The 21,084-nt window shown below is 57.0% G+C and carries 15 protein-coding genes; 3 read left to right on the top strand and 12 right to left on the bottom strand.

What is annotated here, in order from left to right; genetic code table 11:
* Positions 1-110 precede the first annotated feature (110 nt).
* From KQI10_RS11480 to KQI10_RS11425, 12 genes are all read right to left on the bottom strand, one after another.
* A complete protein-coding gene (locus KQI10_RS11480) occupies positions 111-539 on the bottom strand; it encodes an Rrf2 family transcriptional regulator (RefSeq protein WP_216567538.1) in 429 nt (142 codons plus the stop codon).
* Positions 536-1,030, bottom strand: a complete 495-nt coding sequence (locus KQI10_RS11475) for a dCMP deaminase family protein (RefSeq protein WP_216567537.1) — start codon at positions 1,028-1,030, stop codon at positions 536-538. Before KQI10_RS11475 ends, KQI10_RS11480 begins: the two co-directional genes overlap by 4 nt.
* A 643-nt stretch (positions 1,031-1,673) precedes the next feature.
* Complete coding sequence (locus KQI10_RS11470; RefSeq protein ID WP_216567536.1) at positions 1,674-2,264, bottom strand: ferritin family protein; 591 nt, start codon at positions 2,262-2,264, stop codon at positions 1,674-1,676.
* A 50-nt stretch (positions 2,265-2,314) separates the two neighbouring features.
* The gene (locus KQI10_RS11465; RefSeq protein ID WP_216567535.1) at positions 2,315-2,725 is read right to left on the bottom strand and encodes a Fur family transcriptional regulator; all 411 of its coding nucleotides are present in this window, start codon (positions 2,723-2,725) and stop codon (positions 2,315-2,317) included.
* 334 nt (positions 2,726-3,059) lie between these two features.
* A complete protein-coding gene (locus KQI10_RS11460) occupies positions 3,060-10,211 on the bottom strand; it encodes a leucine-rich repeat protein (RefSeq protein WP_216567534.1) in 7,152 nt (2,383 codons plus the stop codon).
* A gap of 1,398 nt (positions 10,212-11,609) precedes the next feature.
* On the bottom strand, positions 11,610-12,995 hold the full coding sequence (gene gltA, locus KQI10_RS11455) for an NADPH-dependent glutamate synthase (RefSeq protein ID WP_216567533.1): 1,386 nt from the start codon (positions 12,993-12,995) through the stop codon (positions 11,610-11,612).
* 14 nt (positions 12,996-13,009) lie between these two features.
* A complete protein-coding gene (locus tag KQI10_RS11450; protein WP_216567532.1) occupies positions 13,010-13,864 on the bottom strand; it encodes a sulfide/dihydroorotate dehydrogenase-like FAD/NAD-binding protein in 855 nt (284 codons plus the stop codon).
* A 193-nt stretch (positions 13,865-14,057) separates the two neighbouring features.
* The gene (gene mscL / locus KQI10_RS11445) at positions 14,058-14,522 is read right to left on the bottom strand and encodes a large conductance mechanosensitive channel protein MscL (RefSeq protein ID WP_216567531.1); all 465 of its coding nucleotides are present in this window, start codon (positions 14,520-14,522) and stop codon (positions 14,058-14,060) included.
* 65 nt (positions 14,523-14,587) lie between these two features.
* A complete protein-coding gene (gene serS, locus KQI10_RS11440) occupies positions 14,588-15,916 on the bottom strand; it encodes a serine--tRNA ligase (RefSeq protein WP_216567530.1) in 1,329 nt (442 codons plus the stop codon).
* 15 nt (positions 15,917-15,931) lie between these two features.
* The gene (locus KQI10_RS11435) at positions 15,932-16,792 is read right to left on the bottom strand and encodes a ParB/RepB/Spo0J family partition protein (protein WP_216567529.1); all 861 of its coding nucleotides are present in this window, start codon (positions 16,790-16,792) and stop codon (positions 15,932-15,934) included.
* Positions 16,793-16,807: 15 nt separating this feature from the next.
* A complete protein-coding gene (locus tag KQI10_RS11430) occupies positions 16,808-17,563 on the bottom strand; it encodes a ParA family protein (RefSeq protein ID WP_216567527.1) in 756 nt (251 codons plus the stop codon).
* A 95-nt stretch (positions 17,564-17,658) separates the two neighbouring features.
* Positions 17,659-18,021: a zinc ribbon domain-containing protein gene (locus tag KQI10_RS11425; protein ID WP_216567526.1), complete on the bottom strand. Its 363-nt coding sequence runs from the start codon at positions 18,019-18,021 to the stop codon at positions 17,659-17,661.
* 599 nt (positions 18,022-18,620) lie between these two features.
* On the opposite strand from KQI10_RS11425, the gene KQI10_RS11420 reads away from it, so the two are divergent.
* From KQI10_RS11420 to hflC, 3 genes are read left to right on the top strand one after another with little or no spacing between them, the layout of a single operon-like run.
* Positions 18,621-19,172, top strand: a complete 552-nt coding sequence (locus tag KQI10_RS11420; RefSeq protein WP_216567525.1) for a DUF1836 domain-containing protein — start codon at positions 18,621-18,623, stop codon at positions 19,170-19,172.
* 5 nt (positions 19,173-19,177) lie between these two features.
* A complete protein-coding gene (gene hflK, locus KQI10_RS11415; RefSeq protein WP_216567524.1) occupies positions 19,178-20,176 on the top strand; it encodes an FtsH protease activity modulator HflK in 999 nt (332 codons plus the stop codon).
* Positions 20,173-21,048, top strand: coding sequence for a protease modulator HflC (gene hflC / locus KQI10_RS11410; RefSeq protein ID WP_216567522.1), 876 nt, complete (start codon positions 20,173-20,175; stop codon positions 21,046-21,048). The genes hflK and hflC overlap by 4 nt, the downstream gene beginning before the upstream one ends.
* Positions 21,049-21,084: the final 36 nt, after the last annotated feature.

Below are 21,084 nucleotides of genomic sequence, written 5' to 3'. Positions count from 1 at the left end.
CCGCGCCCCATTTGTCAAGCACTTTTTGACAAAAACTGACATTCTTTTTTAGGCAGGTTGTACAAGGACAACTGTCCGTATTTTGCGTACACGCGCCCCGGCGTATCGCGTCAGATCACATAGTCGTTTCCAACGTTCCGCCGGTCCAATACATCCTGAAGGGTAATACCGTCCAGGTAGTCCTTGACCACCTTATCCAGACCCTGCCACACGGGCAAAGTCAGGCAATCGCAGCAGCGGGCACAGGGGTTCGCGTCCTGCTCCAGGCAGGCTACGGCAGCCAGTCCCGTCTCCGTGGCAGAGAGGATGTCCAGCACCGTGTATTCCTCGGGCCGCCGGGTCAGGCGATAGCCGCCCTGAACGCCCCGGGTGGTCTGCAGCAACCCCGCCCGGTTCAGCACAGGAATGATCTGCTCCAGATACTTTTTGGAAATATCCTGCCGGGCGGCAATGTCCTTCAAGGACACATAGCCGTCGCCCTGGTTTTCCGCCAGATCCAGCATCATCCGCAGGGCATAGCGCCCTCTTGTTGAGATCACCGGCGTTCCTCCTCCGGCACAAGATCCAGAACGATCTGCTTTGTATCCGGTCGCAGCTGGGTGAATTTCACCCCGGCGGACTCCATCATCCGCTTGGAGGCCAGCGTCGCCATGGAATCGGCGTACTTGTCGGACAGATACAGCACTTCCTTCACACCGCTCTGGATAATGGCCTTGGCGCACTCGTTGCAGGGGAAGAGGGCTACATACAGCCGGCTGCCCTGCAAATCCCGGCCGTGGGCGTTGAGGATGGCGTTCAGCTCCGCGTGGACCACATAGGGGTACTTGGTGTCAGCACCCTCCCGGTCCCAGGGATATTCGTCATCGGAACAGCCCTTGGGCATGCCGTTATAGCCGGTAGAGAGAATGATATTGTCCTTGGAGACGATGCAGGCCCCCACTTGGGTATTGGGATCCTTGCTCCTCCGGGCCGCCAGCATGGCGATGCCCATGAAATACTCGTCCCAGCTGATATAATTTTCCCGCTTCACAATCAAAAGCCTCCTGCCTTGGTACTTTTCGAATAGTATACCAAAACAGGAGGTTTTTCTCAAGTGCTTATTTCCGGGCGTTGTACCAGACAAGCACCGCGCTGAGCTGGTCGATCCCCACGCGCTCGCCGCGGCCCCATAGCCCTTGACCGCCTCCGTCAGCGAATAGGCGGGCAGCCCCGTCTGCTCCGCAAGCAGCCGCGCGTAGCGCTCCGTGCTGCCGGTGTTGCTGGTGTAGATGATTGCTTTCACGGAAACATCCCTTTCCGGAATGATTTTCCGCCGTTTCCTGTCGGCTTCACTGTCACGGTCTTTTTTCTGTCAGTATAGCACATCAAAAGGGAAGAGGGAAGATCGCTTTTTGTGAAATTGCGGCAATTGCGCAGAAACATTTTATGATTGAACGCCCATTCTCTGCGTATTCCATGCAGGGGCCGATACCCACATCGACCCGGGGTGTCGACGGAACAGGCGTGTACGTTTTTTCCGACTGCTCTGGCGTCGCACCCGGCGGGGCGATGAGGGCATCGCCCCCTACGCTGGGGACACCCATGTTTTTCCACTCTGTTTTCCACAGGGCGCAAAAAGAGGAGAAGGATCACTCCCTCTCCTCTTTGATTTATGCGACTGAATCAGCGATTTCTTACTTAAAGTACCGCTCCAGCAGGCCCTTCAGCGCTCTTCCATGACGAGCCTCGTCCTTGGCCATTTCGTGGACGGTGTCGTGGATGGCGTCCAGGCCGTTCTTCTTGGCGCAGGCGGCCAGGTCAAACTTGCCCTGGGTGGCGCCGAACTCGCAGTCCACGCGCCATGCCAGATTCTTCTTGGTGGAGGCGGTCATGTTGGGCTCCAGAGTGGTGCCCAGCATCTCGGCGAACTTGGCGGCGTGCTCGGCTTCCTCATAGGCGGCCTTCTCCCAGTACAGGCCAATCTCGGGGTAGCCCTCCCGGTGGGCCACACGGGCCATGCACAGGTACATACCGACCTCGCTGCACTCGCCGGTGAAGTTGGCCTTCAGCTGCTCCAGGATATATTCCTTGTCCTCAGCGGAGATGTCGGGGTTGTTGGCGACGGTCTTCTCGTAGATGCCCAGCTCGTGCTCGGCAGCCAGCTTGCCCTCTTCCATGACCTTAAACTTAGAACCGGGGAGCTTGCAGACGGGGCAGACAAAGCCCTCAGGCATGACTTCGGCTTCCAGAACATAACCGCAGACAGGGCAGACAAATTTCTTCATAACAATATCCTCCGTTTAAAATTTTATTTGTTGTTTGTTACGCTTGTTTTTTACTGTATTACTTTCGGGGTTTCGGCGGGAGTGTTCAGGCAGTCCCGGCAGAGTCCCGTGAAAGTCAATTGGGTTTGATCGATGCGGCAGCCCAGAAACCGGGCGAAGCCACTGTAATCCGGCTGCTCCACCTGAAATACATCCAGCACGGCGCCGCAGCCGCTGCAAATGAAATGGACATGGGGTTCGGTGTTGCCGTCGAATCGCTCAATGCCGTCCACCGTGGCCACGCTGGCGATGGTGCCCTGACTCTTGAAAAGGGCCAGATTGCGGTAGACCGTGGCCAGAGAGATATCCGGGTGTTCCTTCTGGAGCATCTGGTAAAGGGTCTCGGCGCTGGGGTGACACCTGGTTTCCCGAAGGCAGGCCAGAATGGCATTGCGCTTGCGAAACTGTTTGGTTGTCTCCATGGGAAACCTCCTTTTTGTCTTTATTTGCGATTGATTATTATTTACGTCATTATAGTAACACCGGGACGATTGTTTGTCAAGAGGGATTTTTGGATTTTTTGAAATTTTGAAATCCTTGAGAAAGAAACGGTCACAGAAATACGGACCGTATGCCATTCAGCAGCCGGGGGCGCCGACGGGATGGGTGTGTCCGTTTTTCTTGACCGCTCTGGCGTCGTACCCCACGGGGCGATGTGGGCATCGCCCCCTACGCTGGGAACCTCCGTTTTTGCGCAAATAAGCAAGTTGGGGCGGCAAAAATGCCGCCCCTTCATGAGGATCTATTCCTGATTGGTCACTTCATCACCTTCACCGTCAGCCTTACCTGGGTGGGTTTGACGTTTTCGGCGTTGCCCTTGGGGGTGATGTCCAGCAGAACCGTGTAGGTGCTGTTGGCGCGAAGATTGCCGGGGGAGGGGAGGGCGAAGCGGAGGGTCAGGGTCTCCGGGTCGGCCCGGAAGCCCTCAGGACCGCCGATGGCCTCCAGGAAGGCGGCGCTGGTCTTCTCGTTCAGACGAATGTCCCCGATGGCTGCCCCCGCGGGAGCGGTCAGCGTCAGCCGGACCGTCAGAGGCCCGGTCTGGGCCTGATAGATGGGCGATACCGGCATGGCGGCGAATTTCAGGGCGGTCTGGGTCACCTTGAACTTCATCACCGGGCTGAGGATTTCTCTGCCGCAGACCGTCAGCCGGAACCGGACCTGATAGGTCACGTTGGTTGCGTAGGTCTGGCCCGGAACCATGGTCAGGTGGATCCTGTTGCTATCGCTGTCCAGCACGGCCCGGAACAGGTCCTTATCCGGCCCCTCCAGACGCAGATCCGTAAGGCGGCCCTGACAGTTCGTGAGTCTCGTCACCGTATAGACAAGGTTGCTTTCGGGGTCCAGCGTGTCCAGCTTGCCCTTGGCGGACAGGCTCATGGACAGCTTGTCGGAACTGTAGGCGGTGACCTTCAGCGTGACGGCAGCGGGCAGATCCACCAGCTGGCCGGTGGCGCAATGGCGCACCACGGGGGTCAGCTTATAGCTGCCGCCAAGATCGTTGGAATCCCTCAGGGAAGCGGTAATGACGCCGTTTTCAAAGGACAGTCCGCTGTACAGCCCCTGCTCCAGCTCCCGGAAGCCCACCAGCTCGCAGCCCTCAAAGCCGGACAGGCTGGCGGTGACGCTGGCCCGCTCCTGACCTGCCAGGAAGCGGTTCAGCTTCACGGAGGATGCGGAGAGTTTCAGCTTCGGCAGGGCCTTGCCCACGGTGATTTTCAGTGTGCCGCCGGGGATTTCCGTACCGCCGGGGAGCACGCCGGTGCAGGTGAAGGAATAGGTTCCGGCCTTGGGTGCGTTGTCAGGATTCGCGGCAACCGCCGTGACCCGGTTCCCGGCTGGGTCGAAGGTCAGCGTCAGCTTGTCGGATTCCGTCCGGGCGGGAGTCCCGGCTCTGGCGGCGGGGACAAAGCGGACGTCCTCCAGCGTCAGATTCTTCTGGGACAGCACCAATTCCGTGCTGCCGGTGATTTGGGTAAAGTAGGCGTTCAGATTGATGGCACCGGTGGGCTTCAAAGTGGGCAATTTGGTCTCCACCGTGAGCTTGTGGGTGAGCTTCACACTCTGCCGCCAGGAAGCGTCCTGAATATAGAGGTTCACGGAGGCTGCCTTGGGCTCCCGCAGAGTCAGAACCACATCGCTGCCGTCCTTCTCCACGTCAGCCAGAGCGCTGTCCGTCCATACGGTGGCGTTGGACAGATCCAGCAGGGAAGTGCCCTCCAGAATCTGCACCCGGGCGGAGAGATTCTCCGGGTTCAGGGCCGTATTCAGGCTGCTGGCCGCGGCGCTGAGCTTCAGTCTGGGCACCGTGGTTCCGGCGGAAATGGAGAGATTCTGGATAACAGGCTGGGCGTAGCCCGCCAGATGGATTTCTAGCTTTGCCTTTGTATAGGGTTTCGGGGAAGCGCTGTCAGACAGCCGCAGCAGGGCAGTGCCGTCCTGCCAATCCACGGTGAAATCGGTGTTGTCCGTAAGAACCACGTTTTCCACCTCAGCCCCCTGGGCGGCGACGGTCAGGGTAGTTTCCGCACCGGCGCAGAAGATGTTCAGTCTGGCCGTCTGTTTCACGGTGACCTTGGGCAGCACGTTCTTCACCTGAAGATTCAGGGCATAGGAATAGGTCTTGCCGTCGGCGCACTGGGCCTCCACGGTCAGGTTATATCTGCCGTTGGGCAGGGGAGCGGCGGGCCGCAGAGTCAGGCGGCTGGCGGCGAATTCTGCCGTAAACCGATTGTCGTTGGTAACGGAAACTCCGGTCACGCCGTTGCCGTAGCTTTCCACAAAGCCTGTGGAAACGGCGGCGTCGGTCAGGGCGGTGTTCAGCGTCAGCTTGCTGCTTTCCAGCCGGGGGCTGTAGTCCCGGACGGAGATCCACAGCCGGGCCGTGGCCTTTCCGGCATCCTTCACCCTGGCCACAATGGCGCACTGGCCGTTGGCACCGGGCTTCAACGTCACAACGCCCTTGGCCGTGACCGTGGCAATGGAGGTATCGGTGCTGGCATAGGTCACGGAATAGTCTTCCATGGGTTCGTCCCGGTAGTCCCGGGCGGAGAGGGTCAGGGGGAAGCTGCAGCCCTGAGCGGACTGCTTGTCGATAATCAGCAAAGTCTCTCCCGCCTGATCCTCCATCTGGAATCGGTCGTCATGGGCCTCCATTTCCAGCTTGTTCACCAGCAGGGGCGTTACGGTCAGCTTCACGCTGGCGGTGCGCTTCAGGGGGTCGCCCTGAATGGCGGCGGTGACGGTAACGGTACCCGGCTTTTCCCCGGCGGTGAAGACGCCGTTCTCCACGGCGCCAAGATCGTTTGGCAGGGTATAGCTCACCATGTCCGCGGGAATCTCCCCGCTGCCCTTCAGGGTCAGCCGGGCGGTCTGGCCGGGCTGCAGAGAAGCGGCGTCAGTGGTCAGGGTCAGCTTTTTGGCCCCGTCCACATAGGTAACGTTGATTTTCACCTGGGCGCTGACCTGAGAGCCGTCCGTAGCCATCGCCTTGATGACGGCGGTGCCGGGCTTCAGGAAGGTCACAACGCCGTTGTCCACATCTGCCACCTTGGCGTCCGAAGAGATCCAGACCACATCAGGAGCGGCGTCCTCCGGCTGGAACCGGACGGTCAGGGTCATGCTCGGGGTGGACGCCATGTCCGCGTTCAGCTCGCTGCCCACGCTTTCTCCATTCCGGAGAATTTCCAAACCGGTGGTTCTGGGCACCAGCCAGAGCTTCAGCACCGCGGCATCGCCGCCGTTCCTCGGCACAGCCGTAACGGTGATCTGCCGGGTGACGTTTACGCCGCTGCTGACCTTCAAAAGGCCGGTCTGGGACAGGGAAGCATAGGCTTCATCCCCGGCCCCCAGGGACCAGGTGACCTGCGCCGCGATATCCTCCGGCATCATGCGGGCGGAAAGCTGCAGGCTCTGGCCGCCAGTGAGATAGCCAACATCGGAGGGGCGGATGATGAGACCGGAGCGGGCCTCGGCAAGCTTTTTTCCCTGGGCCCCGGTGTATTGATCCTGATAGACCAGCACAAAGCTGCCCGAGGCTTCGGGCACCAGGTAATATTCGCCCTTCCACTGATAGATAAACGCCACATCGTCGCTGTGGGAAACCCCGTCAACGCTCTCTGCCCACCAGGCCCCGGACACCTTGCCGCCGGTTGCCCGCACCAGAACAGGCGGGACAACGCCCCGGTCGTCCAGCTTCGTCTCCCGCTCCACAAAAGTGTCCGGAACGGAAGAGAGGTCCAGAATATTCAGATTGGAACAGCCTTCAAAGCAGTCCTGTCCTATACTCTGGAGGCTGTCCGGCAGATTGACGGTTGTCAGCTTGCTGCATTCGGCAAAGGCCCGCTTGCCCAGAGAGACGATGCCCTCCGGCAGCGTCACCGAGGTAATTTCGGTGTATTCAAACGCCTGCGCGCCGATGGTTTTCAGGTTCCGGCCCAGGGTAAGCTGTTCGACACTCTGGCCCTCGAATGCGCTGTCCCGAATCTCTGTGACGGTATCCAGCAGCGTCACATTTTTGGCCGGATACGCCTTCTGCACGAATGTTCCGGACAGGGTCAGATTGTCCATCACACCGCTGCAAAACAGTTTTTGCAGATTCTCTTCGCCGGTAATGGTAACATTTTTCAGGCTGTTGCAATAGGAGAACGCATTTTCCCCGAAGGACGTGACCGTATCCGGCACGTAGATGGTTTCCACATTCTTACAATAGTAGAAGGCATTCTTGCCAACGGACTGCAGCCCCTCGGGTAGGGAGACAGCGGTCAGGCCATCGCAGGTATAGAACGCGCCCTCGCCAATGGACTTCAGATTGCTGCCGGAGGCAAAGCGCAGAGATTCCATCTTGCTGCAGCCGTAGAAGGCAAAGTTTTCAATGGTCTTCACAGAGGCGGGAATGGACACAGACGTCAGGGTGTTGCAGGTATGGAACGCATATTCGCCGATGGTCTCCAGCTCGCTGCCGCCGGCAAAGCGCAGGGAGGTCATTTTGGAGCAGGACCAAAAAGCGTGGCTGCCGATCTCCCGCATGGATTTGGGGATGGTGACGGCGGTGATGGTTCCGTAGCCTCCGTCGTGGAACACGTAGGGCGCAATGGACGTTACGGCCACGCCATTGATGGAAGCGGGGATGCTGACGTTCTGCACGGTATTGTCACTGCGGACAATGGTGCCCGTGGCTGTATCAAAATAGATGTTGCCGCTGCCGTCGGCCAGGGCATAGGGAATCACCGTATCCGTCACGGTGAGCTCCACCGTGGCGCTCACGGCGGCATAGTCCTTCACCGTTGCCGTGAGGCGCACCGTGCCGGGGGCAACGCCCCTGATCTCCATGGGTCGGCCGTAGGTACCCATATTCACCAGCTCTGCCTGGCCGGTGAGCTCCTCAACGGTCCAGGTCACGTCCTTGGAGGTGGTGTCCGCCGGGCTCAGCAGGGCGGTGATCGACAGCTTTTCTCCCACGCCCAGGGTGGTGCGCTCCGTGCCGCCGTTGCGCAGAACGGTGACGCCGTCGGCATAGCGCAAAACCTTCACCACGCAGCTGCCCTCCAGATCCCCATAGGTTTCGGACACGGCGTAAACCGTCACGCTGCCCAGGGCCAGAGGGGTCAGCAGGCCGCTTTCATCGATGGCGGCGATCTTCTCATTGCTCACGGACCAGGTCACGTGCTTATCGGCCACGTTGCCGGGCTGGAAGACCGCCTGCATCTGAACAGGAATGCCCAGCTGGGCCTCGTCCACCGCCCCCACTGCCGTGCGCACCAGAATGGAATCCGGTTCGCCGGTGGGGGGCAGCAGGGTGATCTGGGTCTCGCCATAGACGCTTTCATCGCTTCCGGCGGCAGCACGGACGGTGACAATGCCGGGGGTCAGGCCGGTGAGCACGCCCTCTGCGGTGATTTCGGCGGTACCGGTGCTGTTGTCCGGATTGATGGACCAGACCAGATCGTCCGTTGTATCGAAGGGGGTCAGCTCCGCGACGAAGGTCAGGGGAAGCCCCACCTCGATCTCCGCGGCGTCATCCTGCGCGTGGATGGCAATGGCCTCCAGGGGGACAACTTCGGTATTATAATACGTAACGGTCCGCTTCTCCCAGGCATAGCCCTGAATGGCGGGATGAATGCCCCGGACGCTGTAGACCCCGATCCGGGTTTTTACATTGTCCACGTAATAGCCGACGTTAAACGCGTCCACGCCAATGGTCAGCGGATTCTCCTGCCTGTGGCCAAAGGTGATGGCAGTCAGCTTTGCGCAGCCGTAAAAGGCACTTTCGCCGATGGCAGCGACACTGGCGGGAATATCCACCCGCTTCAGCGCCGTACAGCTGGAAAAGGCGTAGTTCCCCACACTGGTCAGCTTGTCAGGCAGCTGAATGAACTGCAGGGAAGCGCAATTTCCGAAAGCAGACTGTCCAATCTCAGTCAGGCTGTCGGGAAGGGTGATCTGCTTCAACATTTTGCAGCCAGAAAAGGCGCTTGCCCCGATGGTCGTTACCTTTTCGGGCAGCTCGATGGCCTCCAGTGCAGAGCAATTCTCGAAAGCCTCCTCTCCAATCTCGGTCAGGCCGCCGGGCAGGGTGATTTTTTTCAGCGCTGTACAGTTATAGAAGGTCCCGTAAGCGATACTGGAAACCCCCTCTGGAATCACCATTTCCGTCAGTAAAGCACATCTGCTAAAGGCCGAGGTGCCAATGGTGCTGACGCCGGTGGGGATTTCCACCGCCGTCAGGCTGCTGCAGCCGGAAAACGCGCTGCTTTCAATTGTGAGCACGGAATCCGGAATGGTGATGGCGGCGAGACTGCTGCATCCGCTGAACAGGCTGTTCTGAATCTTTGTAATTCCCTGAGGGAGGTTAATGGTTGTGAGATTTTTACAACCCGAAAAAGCGCCCGACCGCAGTTCTGTAGTGCTTTCAGGCAGATGTATCTGAGTCAGCGCTTCACAGCCCCCGAATGCGTATGCCCCGATCACTTTCAGCCCTTCCGGCAGCGTAACGCTTTTCAGCGCAGTACAGCCAGCAAACGCCTGCATTTCAATGGTTGTCAGTTGACTCGGAATTTCTATTTCCGTCAGGCTGGTACAGAGTTCGAAGCATTCATATCCCATCTTCGTAAGGCTCTGGGGCAGGGTAATCGCTGTCAGAGCGGAGCATTTATAAAATGCGTAGCTTCCCAAATTTTGCAGTGTGCTCGGCAGGGAGACGCTGCGCAGGTTTGCACAGTTATAGAAGGCATCGTTTCCGATTGTTTTCAGCCCCTCGGGCAGCACTACTTCGGTGATGCCGCTTTCCCGAAAGGCATCGTAACCCAGAGTGGTCATGCCGCTGAGGATCTCCACCCGGCCCAGGGCAGAGCAGCCCTTAAAGGCATATTCGCCAATGGCGGTCAGGCCCTCCGGCAGTGTGATATCGATGAGATTGACGCAGCCGTAAAAGGCATAGGCGCCGATGCCGGTAACGCCCCGGTCCACCACCACGGCGGTGATCTGCTCCCGGCCGGAATACCAGGGGGCGGTGTTGGATTCGTTGTAATCCGTCATGGCGCCGCTTCCGGAAATTGTCAGCGTGCCGCCTGCCAGTGTCCAGGTCAGGCTCTCGCCGCAGGTACCGGTGCTGTCGCTCTGAGGCACGGGGACGTCCTCCGCGGACGGCTCCGCATCGGGCTGGGGTTCCTCGGACTCAGGTACGGAGGCTTCCGTGGTCTCCGGGGCGGTGGTTTCCGGGGCCTCCGTCTGGGCGGGGACTGCCGGTTCCGTGGTTTCCGGTTCTGTCGACTCCGGGACGGTCTCTTCCGGCTCCTCCGGGGTCTGGGTGGTCTGCGTCGGCTCCGTGGCCACGGTCTCCGCCCAGACAGGCTGGGCCAGCTGGAAGGTCATGGTCAGCGCCAGCAGCAGCGCAAACAGTTTCTTCATTGCGTCTCCCTCTTTCTTCGTTTTTTGCCCTGAGGCATAATACTTCTGTTTGATTGTATTATAGTCGATTTACCCGACAAAAGCAATATGCTCTCTGCATAGTATGAAATGAACTATCTATCGTGTAAAATGCATGTAAACCAGCGAAAACCGAAAACATCCTGATTTCCGGACAGAAAATCGAACACAGCCTTTTCGTAGGAGCGATGCCTGCATCGCCCGTGGGGTGCGTTTCCAGCGTACGGGGCGATGCCTGCACCGCCCCGTGGGGTGCGTTTTCAGCGTAGGGGGCGATGCCCTCATCGCCCCGTGGGGTACGATACCAGAGCGGTCAGAAAAAACGGACATGGCTGTACCGTTAGCCACGGGCCGATGTAGGCATCGGCCCCTACAAAAACAACGTGCGTTTTCAGCGTTTAGGGCGTTACCCGCAAAAACAACGTGTGTTTTCAGCGTAGGGGGCGATGCCCTCATCGCCCCGTGGGGTACATCGCCTGAGCGGTCAGAAAAGACGAACACGCCTGTACCGTCGGCATCCGGGCCGATGTGGGCATCGGCCCCTACAAAAAATAACGTGCGTTTTCAGCGTTGGGGGCGTTACCCACAAAATCAACGTTCGTCTTCAGCGTAGGGGGCGATGCCCTCATCGCCTCGTTAGGTACGACACCTGAGCGGTCTGAAAAAACGGACACGCCCATACCGTCGGCTTCCGGGCCGATGTGGGCATCGGCCCCTACAAATTTAATTATTGTCTTCTTGTTATGTAATCTTATGAGATTCTATTTTCTCCACAGTTCTTTCATAAGCTGTGGAGATTTGAATGCAATTCCATCCCCGATGGGGTGAGAAGCATTCCTTTTAAGCACAACGTCAGATTTCGTATGCAGGGGACGATGCCCTCATGATCCCGCTATGGAATTTGACGAACTGTCGCGTAAAACGAACAGATTTCGTTCACAGCCTCTCCGTCCCATGTGGGCATCGGCCCTATGGTGAAATGCATTTGCGGATAATTTTGCCCCTACAGGCGGATATGACGCGGTTTCTCTGGCCGTAATGGCTGTATCTTCTCAGATTTCTCCACAGTCTTTTCATCGATTGTGGATATTTTCATCTTTTTTCGTCTTCGAAGGGCGAAATGCGGCCCGCTTTCCCACCATCCCACGAAAAATCTCCACAGGGTATTCAAACTCTGTGGAGAAAAATTCAGGAGCAGGGGAGGGGCTATTGAAAAGTGAAAAGGGGCCGAGCACCGGATTTTTCCCGGATTTCGGTCCCTTTTTGGGTTCTTTTTCTGTTTTTTCACAGGCCGCAAACAGTTTTCCACATGATTTATCCACAGCTGTGGAAACAGCTGTGGATAAATTTACGGTTTTGTAGCTTTGCGGTACCGTTTTGTTACTTGCTCTGCAGGTAAGCGTCGATGGCGGCAGCGGCCTTCTTGCCCGCGCCCATGGCCAGAATGACGGTGGCAGCGCCGGTAACGGCATCGCCGCCGGCGAAGACGCCCTCACGGGTGGTCATCTCATTCTCATTGACGATGAGGCCGCCCTTCTTGTTGGTCTCCAGACCGGGGGTGGTGGAGCGGATCAGGGGATTGGGGCTGGTGCCCAGAGCCATGATGACGGTATCCACATCCAGTACGAACTCGCTGCCGGGAATCTCCACGGGACGGCGGCGGCCGGAGGCGTCAGGCTCACCCAGCTCCATGCGGACGCACTTCACGCCGCAGACACGGCCGGTGTCGTCGCCCAGAATCTCCACGGGATTGCACAGAGTCTTGAACTCAATGCCCTCTTCCTTGGCGTGGTGCTGCTCTTCCTTACGGGCGGGCATTTCGGCCTCGCCGCGGCGATAGACGATGTACACCTTGTCCGCGCCCAGACGCATGGCGCAGCGGGCGCCGTCCATGGCCACGTTGCCGCCGCCAACCACGGCCACAGCCTTGGACTTGATGATGGGGGTATCGGAGGATTCCTCATAAGCCTTCATCAGGTTGGTACGGGTCAGGTACTCGTTGGCGGACATAACACCCTTCAGGCTCTCGCCGGGGATGTGCATGAACATGGGCAGACCCGCGCCGGAGCCTACAAAGACTGCCTTGTAGCCCATGTCGAACAGCTCGTCAATGGTCAGCACACGGCCGATGACCATATTGGTCATGACTTCCACGCCCTGGGCCTTCAGGTTCTCCACCTCGTTGGCAACAATGGCCTTGGGAAGTCTGAACTCGGGAATGCCGTAAACCAGCACGCCGCCGGCGGTATGCAGGGCTTCGAAAATGGAGACGGCATAGCCCTTCTTGGCCAGATCACTGGCGCAGGTCAGACCCGCAGGGCCGGAGCCAACCACGGCCACCTTCATGCCGTTGGAGGGAGCCTTTTCAGGCTTTGCGTTCACATTCTCCCGATACCAGTCGGCAACAAAACGCTCCAGACGGCCGATGGCCACAGGCTCGCCCTTGACGCCCCGGACACACTTGCTCTCGCACTGGCTCTCCTGAGGGCACACACGGCCGCTGAGGGCAGGGAGGGCGTTGGTGGAGGTGATGATCTCGTAAGCGGCCTTGAAGTCTCCCTCGGCCACCTTATGAATGAACTCGGGGATGCGCACATTGACAGGGCAGCCCTCGACGCACTTGGGGTTCTTGCAATTCAGGCAGCGGCCCGCCTCTTCCTTGGCCATCTCTTCGGTATAACCCAGGGCAACCTCTTTGAAATTACGGGCACGAACCTTGGGGTCCTGCTCAGGCATAGGGGTCTTGGTCAAAGTCATATTTGCCATTTCTGTTTCCTCCCTTACTTGATCAGTGCCTTGCCCATGGCTTCCATACGGCAGACATGGTCTCTGGCGACTTCGGCTTCCCGCTCCCGGTAAGTACCGTTCCGGCTCATGAGCTCTTCGTAATCCACCTTGTGGCCGTCAAACTCGGGGCCGTCCACGCAGGCGAACTTGGTCTCGCCGCCAACGGTAACCCGGCAGCCGCCGCACATACCGGTACCGTCCACCATAATGGGGTTCAGGGACACCATGGTGTGTACGCCGAAGGGTTCGGTGGTCTTGCAGACGAACTTCATCATGGGCACGGGGCCGATGGCCAGAACCTCGTCATACTTGACGCCGCTCTCCAGCAGAGCCTGGAGCTTGACGGTGCCGAAGCCCTTTTCGCCATAGGAGCCGTCATCGGTCATCAGATACAGATGATCGGCACAGGCCCGGAACTCGTCCTCCAGAATGACGATATCCTTGTTCCGGAAGCCGATAATCACATCGACCTCCGCGCCGGCCTCCTTGAAGGCCACGGCTGCAGGCAGAGCAATGGCGCAGCCAACGCCGCCGCCGACCACACAGACCCGCTTTTTGCCTTCCACATCCGTGGGCTTGCCCAGAGGACCCACAAAGTCCCGGATATAGTCGCCCTCGTTCAGAGCGCCCAGCGCCTTGGTGGAGAAGCCCACCTTCTGGAAAATAATGCTGACGGTGCCCTTTTCCCGGTCGTAGCCGGCAATGGTCAGAGGCACGCGCTCGCTCTTCTCGTCAATCCGGAAGATGATGAACTGCCCGGCCTTTGCCTTTTTGGCAACAAAGGGGGCCTCGATCTCCATCAGGGTGACGGAATCATTCAGCTCTTTCTTACGCACGATTTTGTACATAACCTGATCCATCCTTTTTTCAATTTATGGAATCATAAATGCCGGAAAACCGGCATTCTGCATACATTGAAAGCGCCGCGGCCCGATCCATGCCCCATTCGCTCCCATTGTACTTATTATAGGCTTTCTGACCGCGTTTGTCAAACAATTCTTATTAAGAATCCACAGGAAGTGAACTTCCTGTGGATTAAAATCATTTTTCCTTCAGCAGATCCCGGATCTCGGTGAGCAGCAGCTCTTCCTTTGTGGGTTCCGGCTCTTTGGCAGGCTCTTCCGCCTTGGCTTCTTCTTCCTTCTTTTTGCCAAGCTCCGTGATCTTATTCAGTCCCTTTACTATAAAGAAGACAACAAGGGCCAGAATCAGGAAATTGATGACGGCGGAGATGAAGTTGCCGTAGTTCAGGGTGTTTTTGATGATATTGCCCGCGTCGTCATACTTTTCCGCAAACAGACGTGGAAGCTCCAGCTTCATTTCGGAAAAATCCACACCGCCGATAAAGACAGAGACAATGGGCATGATGATGTCGTCGGTCAGGCTTTTGGTAATGGTGGAGAAGGCCGCGCCGATAATGGTACCGACAGCCAGCGCCATGGCGTTTCCCTTGATGGCAAAGACCGTGAATTCATCCCACCATTTGGGTTTCTTGATTTTGTCCATGAGGTTTTTCCTTTCTTTCATGAACGCACACAAACCTTCCCCGAGGGGGAAGGTTTGTGATGTTCTTATTTCTTCTCGATGACTTCCATGCCGCCCATGTATTTGCGCAGTGCCTCGGGGATGACCACGGAGCCGTCGGCCCGCTGGTTCTGCTCCACGATGGCGGGGAAGATACGGGATGTGGCCAGACCGGAGCCGTTCAGGGTGTGGACGTACTCGATCTTGCCGTCCGCCCGGCGGAAGCGGATGTTGCCCCGGCGGGCCTGATAATCCCGGGCATTGGACACGGAGGAGACTTCCTTATAGCCGTTCATGGAGGGAATCAGGATTTCGATGTCATAGGTTCTGGCCATGGAGGCGGAGCAGTCGCCCGCCGCCAGCTTCACGGTACGGAAGTGCAGGCCCAGACCGGACACCAGCTTTTCGGCCTTGTGTACCAGCTCCTCAAAGGCCTCGTCAGACCCCTCGGGAGTGGTGTACTGGAACATTTCCACCTTGTTGAACTGATGGCCCCGGACCATACCCCGCTCGTCGGCCCGGTGAGAACCGGCCTCCCGGCGGAAGCAGGGGGTATAGGCAAAGAACTTCTTAGGCAGATCTGCTTCCGTGAGAATTTCGTCCCGGTAAATGGACGCCAGGGCTGCTTCGGCGGTGGGCAGCATATAGTGAACCCGATCGTCCGTGGGGTTGGCGATCTTATAGACCTCGTCGGCGAACTTGGGGAACTGTCCCGCGGTCAGGCCGCACTGGTACTCCAGCATGTGGGGCGGCAGGATCATTTCATACCCGTCCGCAATGTGGCAGTCGATGAAGTAGTTCAGCAGCGCCCATTCCAGCCGTGCGCCGCGGTCCGTATAGATCCAGTTGCCTGCGCCTGCCAGCTTCACGCCCCGCTCATAGTCGATCAGTCCCAGATTCTGGCACAGATCCACATGGTGCTTGGGCTCAAAGTCGAAAGAGTGCTTCTCGCCGATATAGCGCAGGGGCTGGTTGTTCTCCTTGCCGCCGGGCAGCAGATCGGGGTCAGGCATGTTGGGCAGGGACAGCATGCAAGTGGTCAGCTCATCGTCCAGAACCTTCAGCTTCTGCTTGTCCTCAGCGATTTCCTCATCGATCTTCACGGAGGCGTCCATGTTTGCCTTGATCTGGGCTTCCAGAGCAGAGGTATCCTCGCCCTTTTTCTCGGCGCCCTTCTTCTGGCCGAAAAGTTTGCCGTTTTCCTTGGCCAGCTTGTTCTTTTCAGCGGTCTTTGTCTCGGTATGGGTCTTCAGTCCACGGACCTGAACGTCCAGCTCCAGAATGCGGTCAATGGTTGCGTCGCAGTCCACTTCCTTGGCCTTCATACCGGCCTTAATGGCATCGGGGTTTTCCTTGATTCGTTTGATATCAATCATTGCATTGTACCTCTCTTATTTCTGTAACTTCATCAATGCGTCCAGCAGGTTCTGTAGATCCTCCTGGCCGTAGAATTCCAGCTCGAAGCGGCCCTTGCGTTTGCCGTTGACGATTTTCACGCCCCGGCCCAGGTGCTTGCTCAGATTTCGCTCACACTCGGCCACATAGTCCACTTCCAGCACGATTTCTTTTTTCTTGGGCGGCTCCTGCCCCATGTTTTTGCACAGCAGCTCCGCCTGCCGGACGGAAAGTCCCAGAGCGGTGATCTTCTGTGCTGCCTCCAGCTGCTTTTTCTCGGTTTTCAGCTGCAAAATGGCTCTGGCGTGTCCGGCTGTCAGTTCGCCGCTCTTCAGCTTTTCCAGCACCGGCTGGCTCAGAGACAGCAGCCGCAGAGCATTTGCCACGGCGGGGCGGGATTTTCCAACCCGTTCCGCGGCTTCTTCCTGCGTCATGCCGTACCGATTGATCAGTGCGTCATAGCCCTGTGCCTCTTCAACCGGGTTCAGATCCTGCCGCTGCAGATTTTCAATCAGGGCCAGCTCCATGGCCTTCCGGTCGTCCGCCTCCATAATGACTACAGGCACCTCATCCAGTTCCGCCAGACGGGACGCGCGCCAGCGGCGCTCACCGGCAATGATCTGATAGTACCCGTTGGGCATTTCCCGGACGGTCAGGGGCTGGATGATGCCGTGCTGCCGGATGGATTCCGCCAGCGCTTCCAGCTCTTCATCGTCAAAATCCCGCCGGGGCTGGTTGGGATTTGGTTCGATTTTATGCAGGGGGAGTGTTTTCAGTCCGTTTTTCTCTTCCGGCTCTTCTGAAAAGTCACCCAGCAATGCCCCAAGACCTCGGCCGAGGCCCTTTTGTGATGCCATGGAATCATCCTTTCATTACAGCTTTTTTGCCACTTCTTCCGCCATATCCCGGTATGCCGTGGCGCCGCGGCTGTATTTGTCATAGACCGTCACAGGCAGACCGTGGCTCGGCGCTTCCGCCAGGCGCACATTTCTCGGAACTACGCTAGTCAGCACCTTACCGGGGAAGTGTCTGCGGACCTCCTGTGCCACCTGTGCGGAGAAGTTGGTGCGGCCGTCGTACATGGTCAGCACCACGCAGAAAATCTCCAGTTTGGGATTCAGCTTCCGCTTTACCGTCCGCAGGGTTGCCATCAGGTCGCTTAACCCTTCCAGCGCGTAATACTCACATTGCACGGGCACCAGAATTCCGTCCGCCGCGCAGAGGGCATTCAGCGTCAGCAGTTCCAAAGAGGGCGGGCAGTCGATAAAAATCACGTCGTACAAATCCTTCACAGTGGAAAGGGCTGCCTTCAGCTGGTGTTCCCGGTCGTCTGAGCCGATCAGCTCCACGCCGGCGCCTGCCAGGTCCGCGGAGGAGGGAAGCACATCTCCAAATTTTGTCTGTACGATCGCGCTTTCAATGCTGACGCCGTTTATGGTCACATCATAAGAGGAATATTTGATTTTCCGCTTGTCCACGCCCATGCCGGAGGTTGCGTTGGCCTGGGGGTCAAAATCGCAGAGCAGAACCTTCTTTCCCAGGTCTGTCAGCGCCGCCGACAGGTTCACCGCCGTCGTTGTTTTTCCAACGCCGCCCTTCTGGTTGACAATGGCTATTATTTTTCCCATTTTTCGCTCCTCTCATTCTTTTCTCTCTGCACTGCCGGAATGTTTCACGTGAAACATCCCGCTTGCGGCCAAATCCATTGTTTCACGTGAAACAATCATTGTGATTCGGTGGGCAGTGTTCCGGACGCGGCAGTGGGGGAGACCGTGGAATAATTCTGCCCAAGTGCCGGACCCCGCTCCCGCAGGAACAGCCAGGCCGTCAAACAGCTCAGCGCGGCAACCAGGAGCAAAAGCACAGCAATCGCAATTCTGGCCCGGCGCAGCCGGACGTTGGCAACGGCAAGTTTTTCGTCCGCGGATAAATTCTGCTTCCATACCGTTGTTCTGCGGGGAGCTGAAGGCTTTGGCAGCATGACATGAACATCCGCTGGAATGGGTTCCTTCTCCATATATTCCAGACAATTAGCGCAAAAGCTCTCCCCATCCGGAATTTCAACCCCACAGCGAAGACATTTCATTCACGTTTCCTCCTTTCCTGTACCAGTTCATTCTATTTTACAACAGTTTACCCTATTCGTAAAGAGGGAAAATGAAAAATATGCGATTGTATAGAAAACAATAACGGAAAATACCAAATTACAGATTGCAGAGGCCGGTGCTTTCATTAGCCCGGAAAGATGCCGGAAGGGGAACGTTGGTTTTTTTTGGCCGATTCGGAGACGCACCCGCGGGGCGATGTGGGTATCGCCCCCTACGTTGAGAATACGGTTGATTTTTAGAGAACGAAGGATTCAACGGACCGGAATGACGCCGGAAGGGGTTCGTTGGTTTTTTCGGGCCGTTTTGATGCTACACCCACGGGGCGATGTGGGCATTGCGCTACGTTAGGAATACCGATTATATTTTGTAGGGGCAGATGCCCACATCGACCCGAGGCCGAAATTACATGCGGACACGGTTAGTAAACAGATCCGGATCCATTGGAATGCTACACAGACCTTTTCCTACTATATAAAACTCTGACTGGACACTTGTGATTGAATCATATAATTACTATTGACAATCTTGTGATTGTATGTTATAATCCAGTTACATTCAAAAGAAAGGAGCATCCCCCATGCAGTGGACAATACCGGGCACGGTCATTCAAAGCAGAACCGAGGACGCCGGAAAAATAAGAGAAACCTTCAGCGCATTCTTTCTGGCGGGAGAAATCACCCTGAGTCAGGTTTCCGCCATCTCCGGGTTGGAGCCGTACATGGTTCAGAACTGGGTCCGCAGGAAATACCTTTCCAATCCCCAGGGGAAGAAATACACCTTAAATCAACTCTGCCGCATTCTGACCATCAATTTGCTTCGCAAAAGCATGCCCATTGAAAACGTCTGCGATCTTCTGGGTTTCGTCAATGGCCGGCTGGATCAGGAAGGGGACGACCTGATTGACGACGCGGAGCTGTATTTCCTGCTTATTAGCCTGGCAGCCCAGGTCTATGGCCGCAGCGGAACACTGGAAGAAGGAATCGAGAAAAGTGTAAAGGATCTCCCCGAACGGATTCCCGGCGCCAATGAACGCATCCAAAAGACATTGCAGATCATGCTCTATGCCTGGTGCGCCGGGTTTCTCCGGGATCGGGCAGAGGAGCTTATGAAGAACTTGGAAAAGGAGTAACAAACATGGAAGAAAATGGAACTTATCGCTGGACGCCGCCCAGAGAAAAGAAAACGCCGAACTGGAAGAAAATCAAACGGATCACCACGCTGGCAGTCGTCATTCTGGCGGCGCTGGTGCTGATATCCACCTGTTACTACACCGTGGACGACAAGCAGCAGGCCGTGGTCACCACCTTCGGCAAGGTAACGGACATCACAGACGCCGGCGTCCACCTGAAGCTGCCCTTCGGCATCCAGAAGGTTGAAAAGGTAGATGTAAACGTCTATCAGAAAATCACCCTGGGCTATGACCCTGTCGGCATCAGCGGCTATACCGTGGACGACCGGGACAGCGCCATGATCACCGGCGACTACAACATCGTCAACGTGGATTTCTTTGTGGAATACAAGGTCTCCGACCCCGTTCAGTATCTGTATTCCTCCAACGATCCCGAGACCATTCTCCGGAATCTGGTTCAGAGTCAGGTGCGGAATGTGGTAGGCTCTTCCACCGTGGATTCCGTCCTGACCACCGGCAAGGAGAATATCCAGATGCAGGTGAAAAATCTGGTTTCCGACATTCTTACCCAGTATGACATTGGTCTGGCTCTGGTGGATGTGAAAATTCAGGATGCGGAACCCCCCACACAGGAGGTCATTGAAGCCTTCAAAAATGTGGAAACAGCCAAGCAGCAGGCGGAAACCGTCATCAACGACGCGAAAGCCTATCAGAACGCCCAGCTGCCCAAGGCCCAGGCCGAGGCCGACAAGCTGATCCAGAATGCACAGTATCTGAAGGAAAAGCGGATCAACGAGGCAACGGAGCAGGTGGCCATGTTCAACGCCATGTATCAGGAATACGCTCTGAACCCCGAAGTTACAAGAACAAGAATGTATTACGAAGCCATTTCCGATATTCTGCCGGGCATCAAGCTCTACATCAATACAGGAAACGGCAGTGACGTACAAATGCTGCTGCCTCTGGATTCTCTGATTGGCAGCGAGGAAGGAGTCACCAAATGAAAAAACGCACCATTGTAGGAATCATCGTTGTGATTCTGGCCGTCATTCTCGTATCCGGCTGCTTCTTCACCGTGCGGGAGGATGAATATGCCTGCACCGTCCGATTCTCCAAAATCATCGATACCACCGGCGAGGCCGGCCTGCACTTCAAGCTGCCCTTCGTGGACTCCGTAAAGTACTTTACCAAGGCCACCCAGCTCTACGACATTCCGCCCTCCGAGGTTCTCACCTCCGACAAGCAGAATATGACCGTAGACTGCTACATTCTCTGGTCCATCGGCGATCCCAAGCTCTTTTATCAGCGCCTTGGCACCACCTCCAACGCCGAACAGCGGCTGGACGCCCTGACCTACAACGAGCTGAAAACCGTTATGGGCACTCTGGCACAGTCGGACATCGTCAACATGGAGGACGGAGCCAAGCGGAATGAAATCTACAACTCCATCGCCACAGATGTGGACGCTCTGGCCCAGACCTACGGCATCCGGGTGGAGGATGTGAAGATCAAGCAGTTTGATTTGCCGGAATCCAACCTGAACGCCGTGTACAACCGGATGATCTCCGAACGGAACCAGATCGCCGAAAAGTACACCGCCGACGGAAATTACGAAGCCTCCATTATCCGAAACAATGTGGATAAGCAGGTGAACATCATCGTCTCCAACGCACAGGCCGAAGCCGCCAAGCTGGAAGCCGAAGGCGAGGGCGAATACATGCGCATGCTGGCAAGCGCCTACCAGACCCAGGATCAAAAGGAATTCTACGAATTCACCCGGGCGCTGGACGCCCTGAAAGCCAGCCTGACAGGCAAAGAAAAGACCGTCATTCTGGATAAGGACAGCAAACTGGCACAGATTTTGATGGGGAACTGAACAACACCCCGGCGCGGAGTTCCGCGCCGGGGTTGT

This window comes from Pseudoflavonifractor sp. MSJ-30 (assembly GCF_018918045.1).
In the GTDB taxonomy this organism is placed as follows: Bacteria; Bacillota; Clostridia; order Oscillospirales; family Oscillospiraceae; genus Faecousia.
This window is presented reverse-complemented; position numbering and strand designations above follow the sequence as displayed.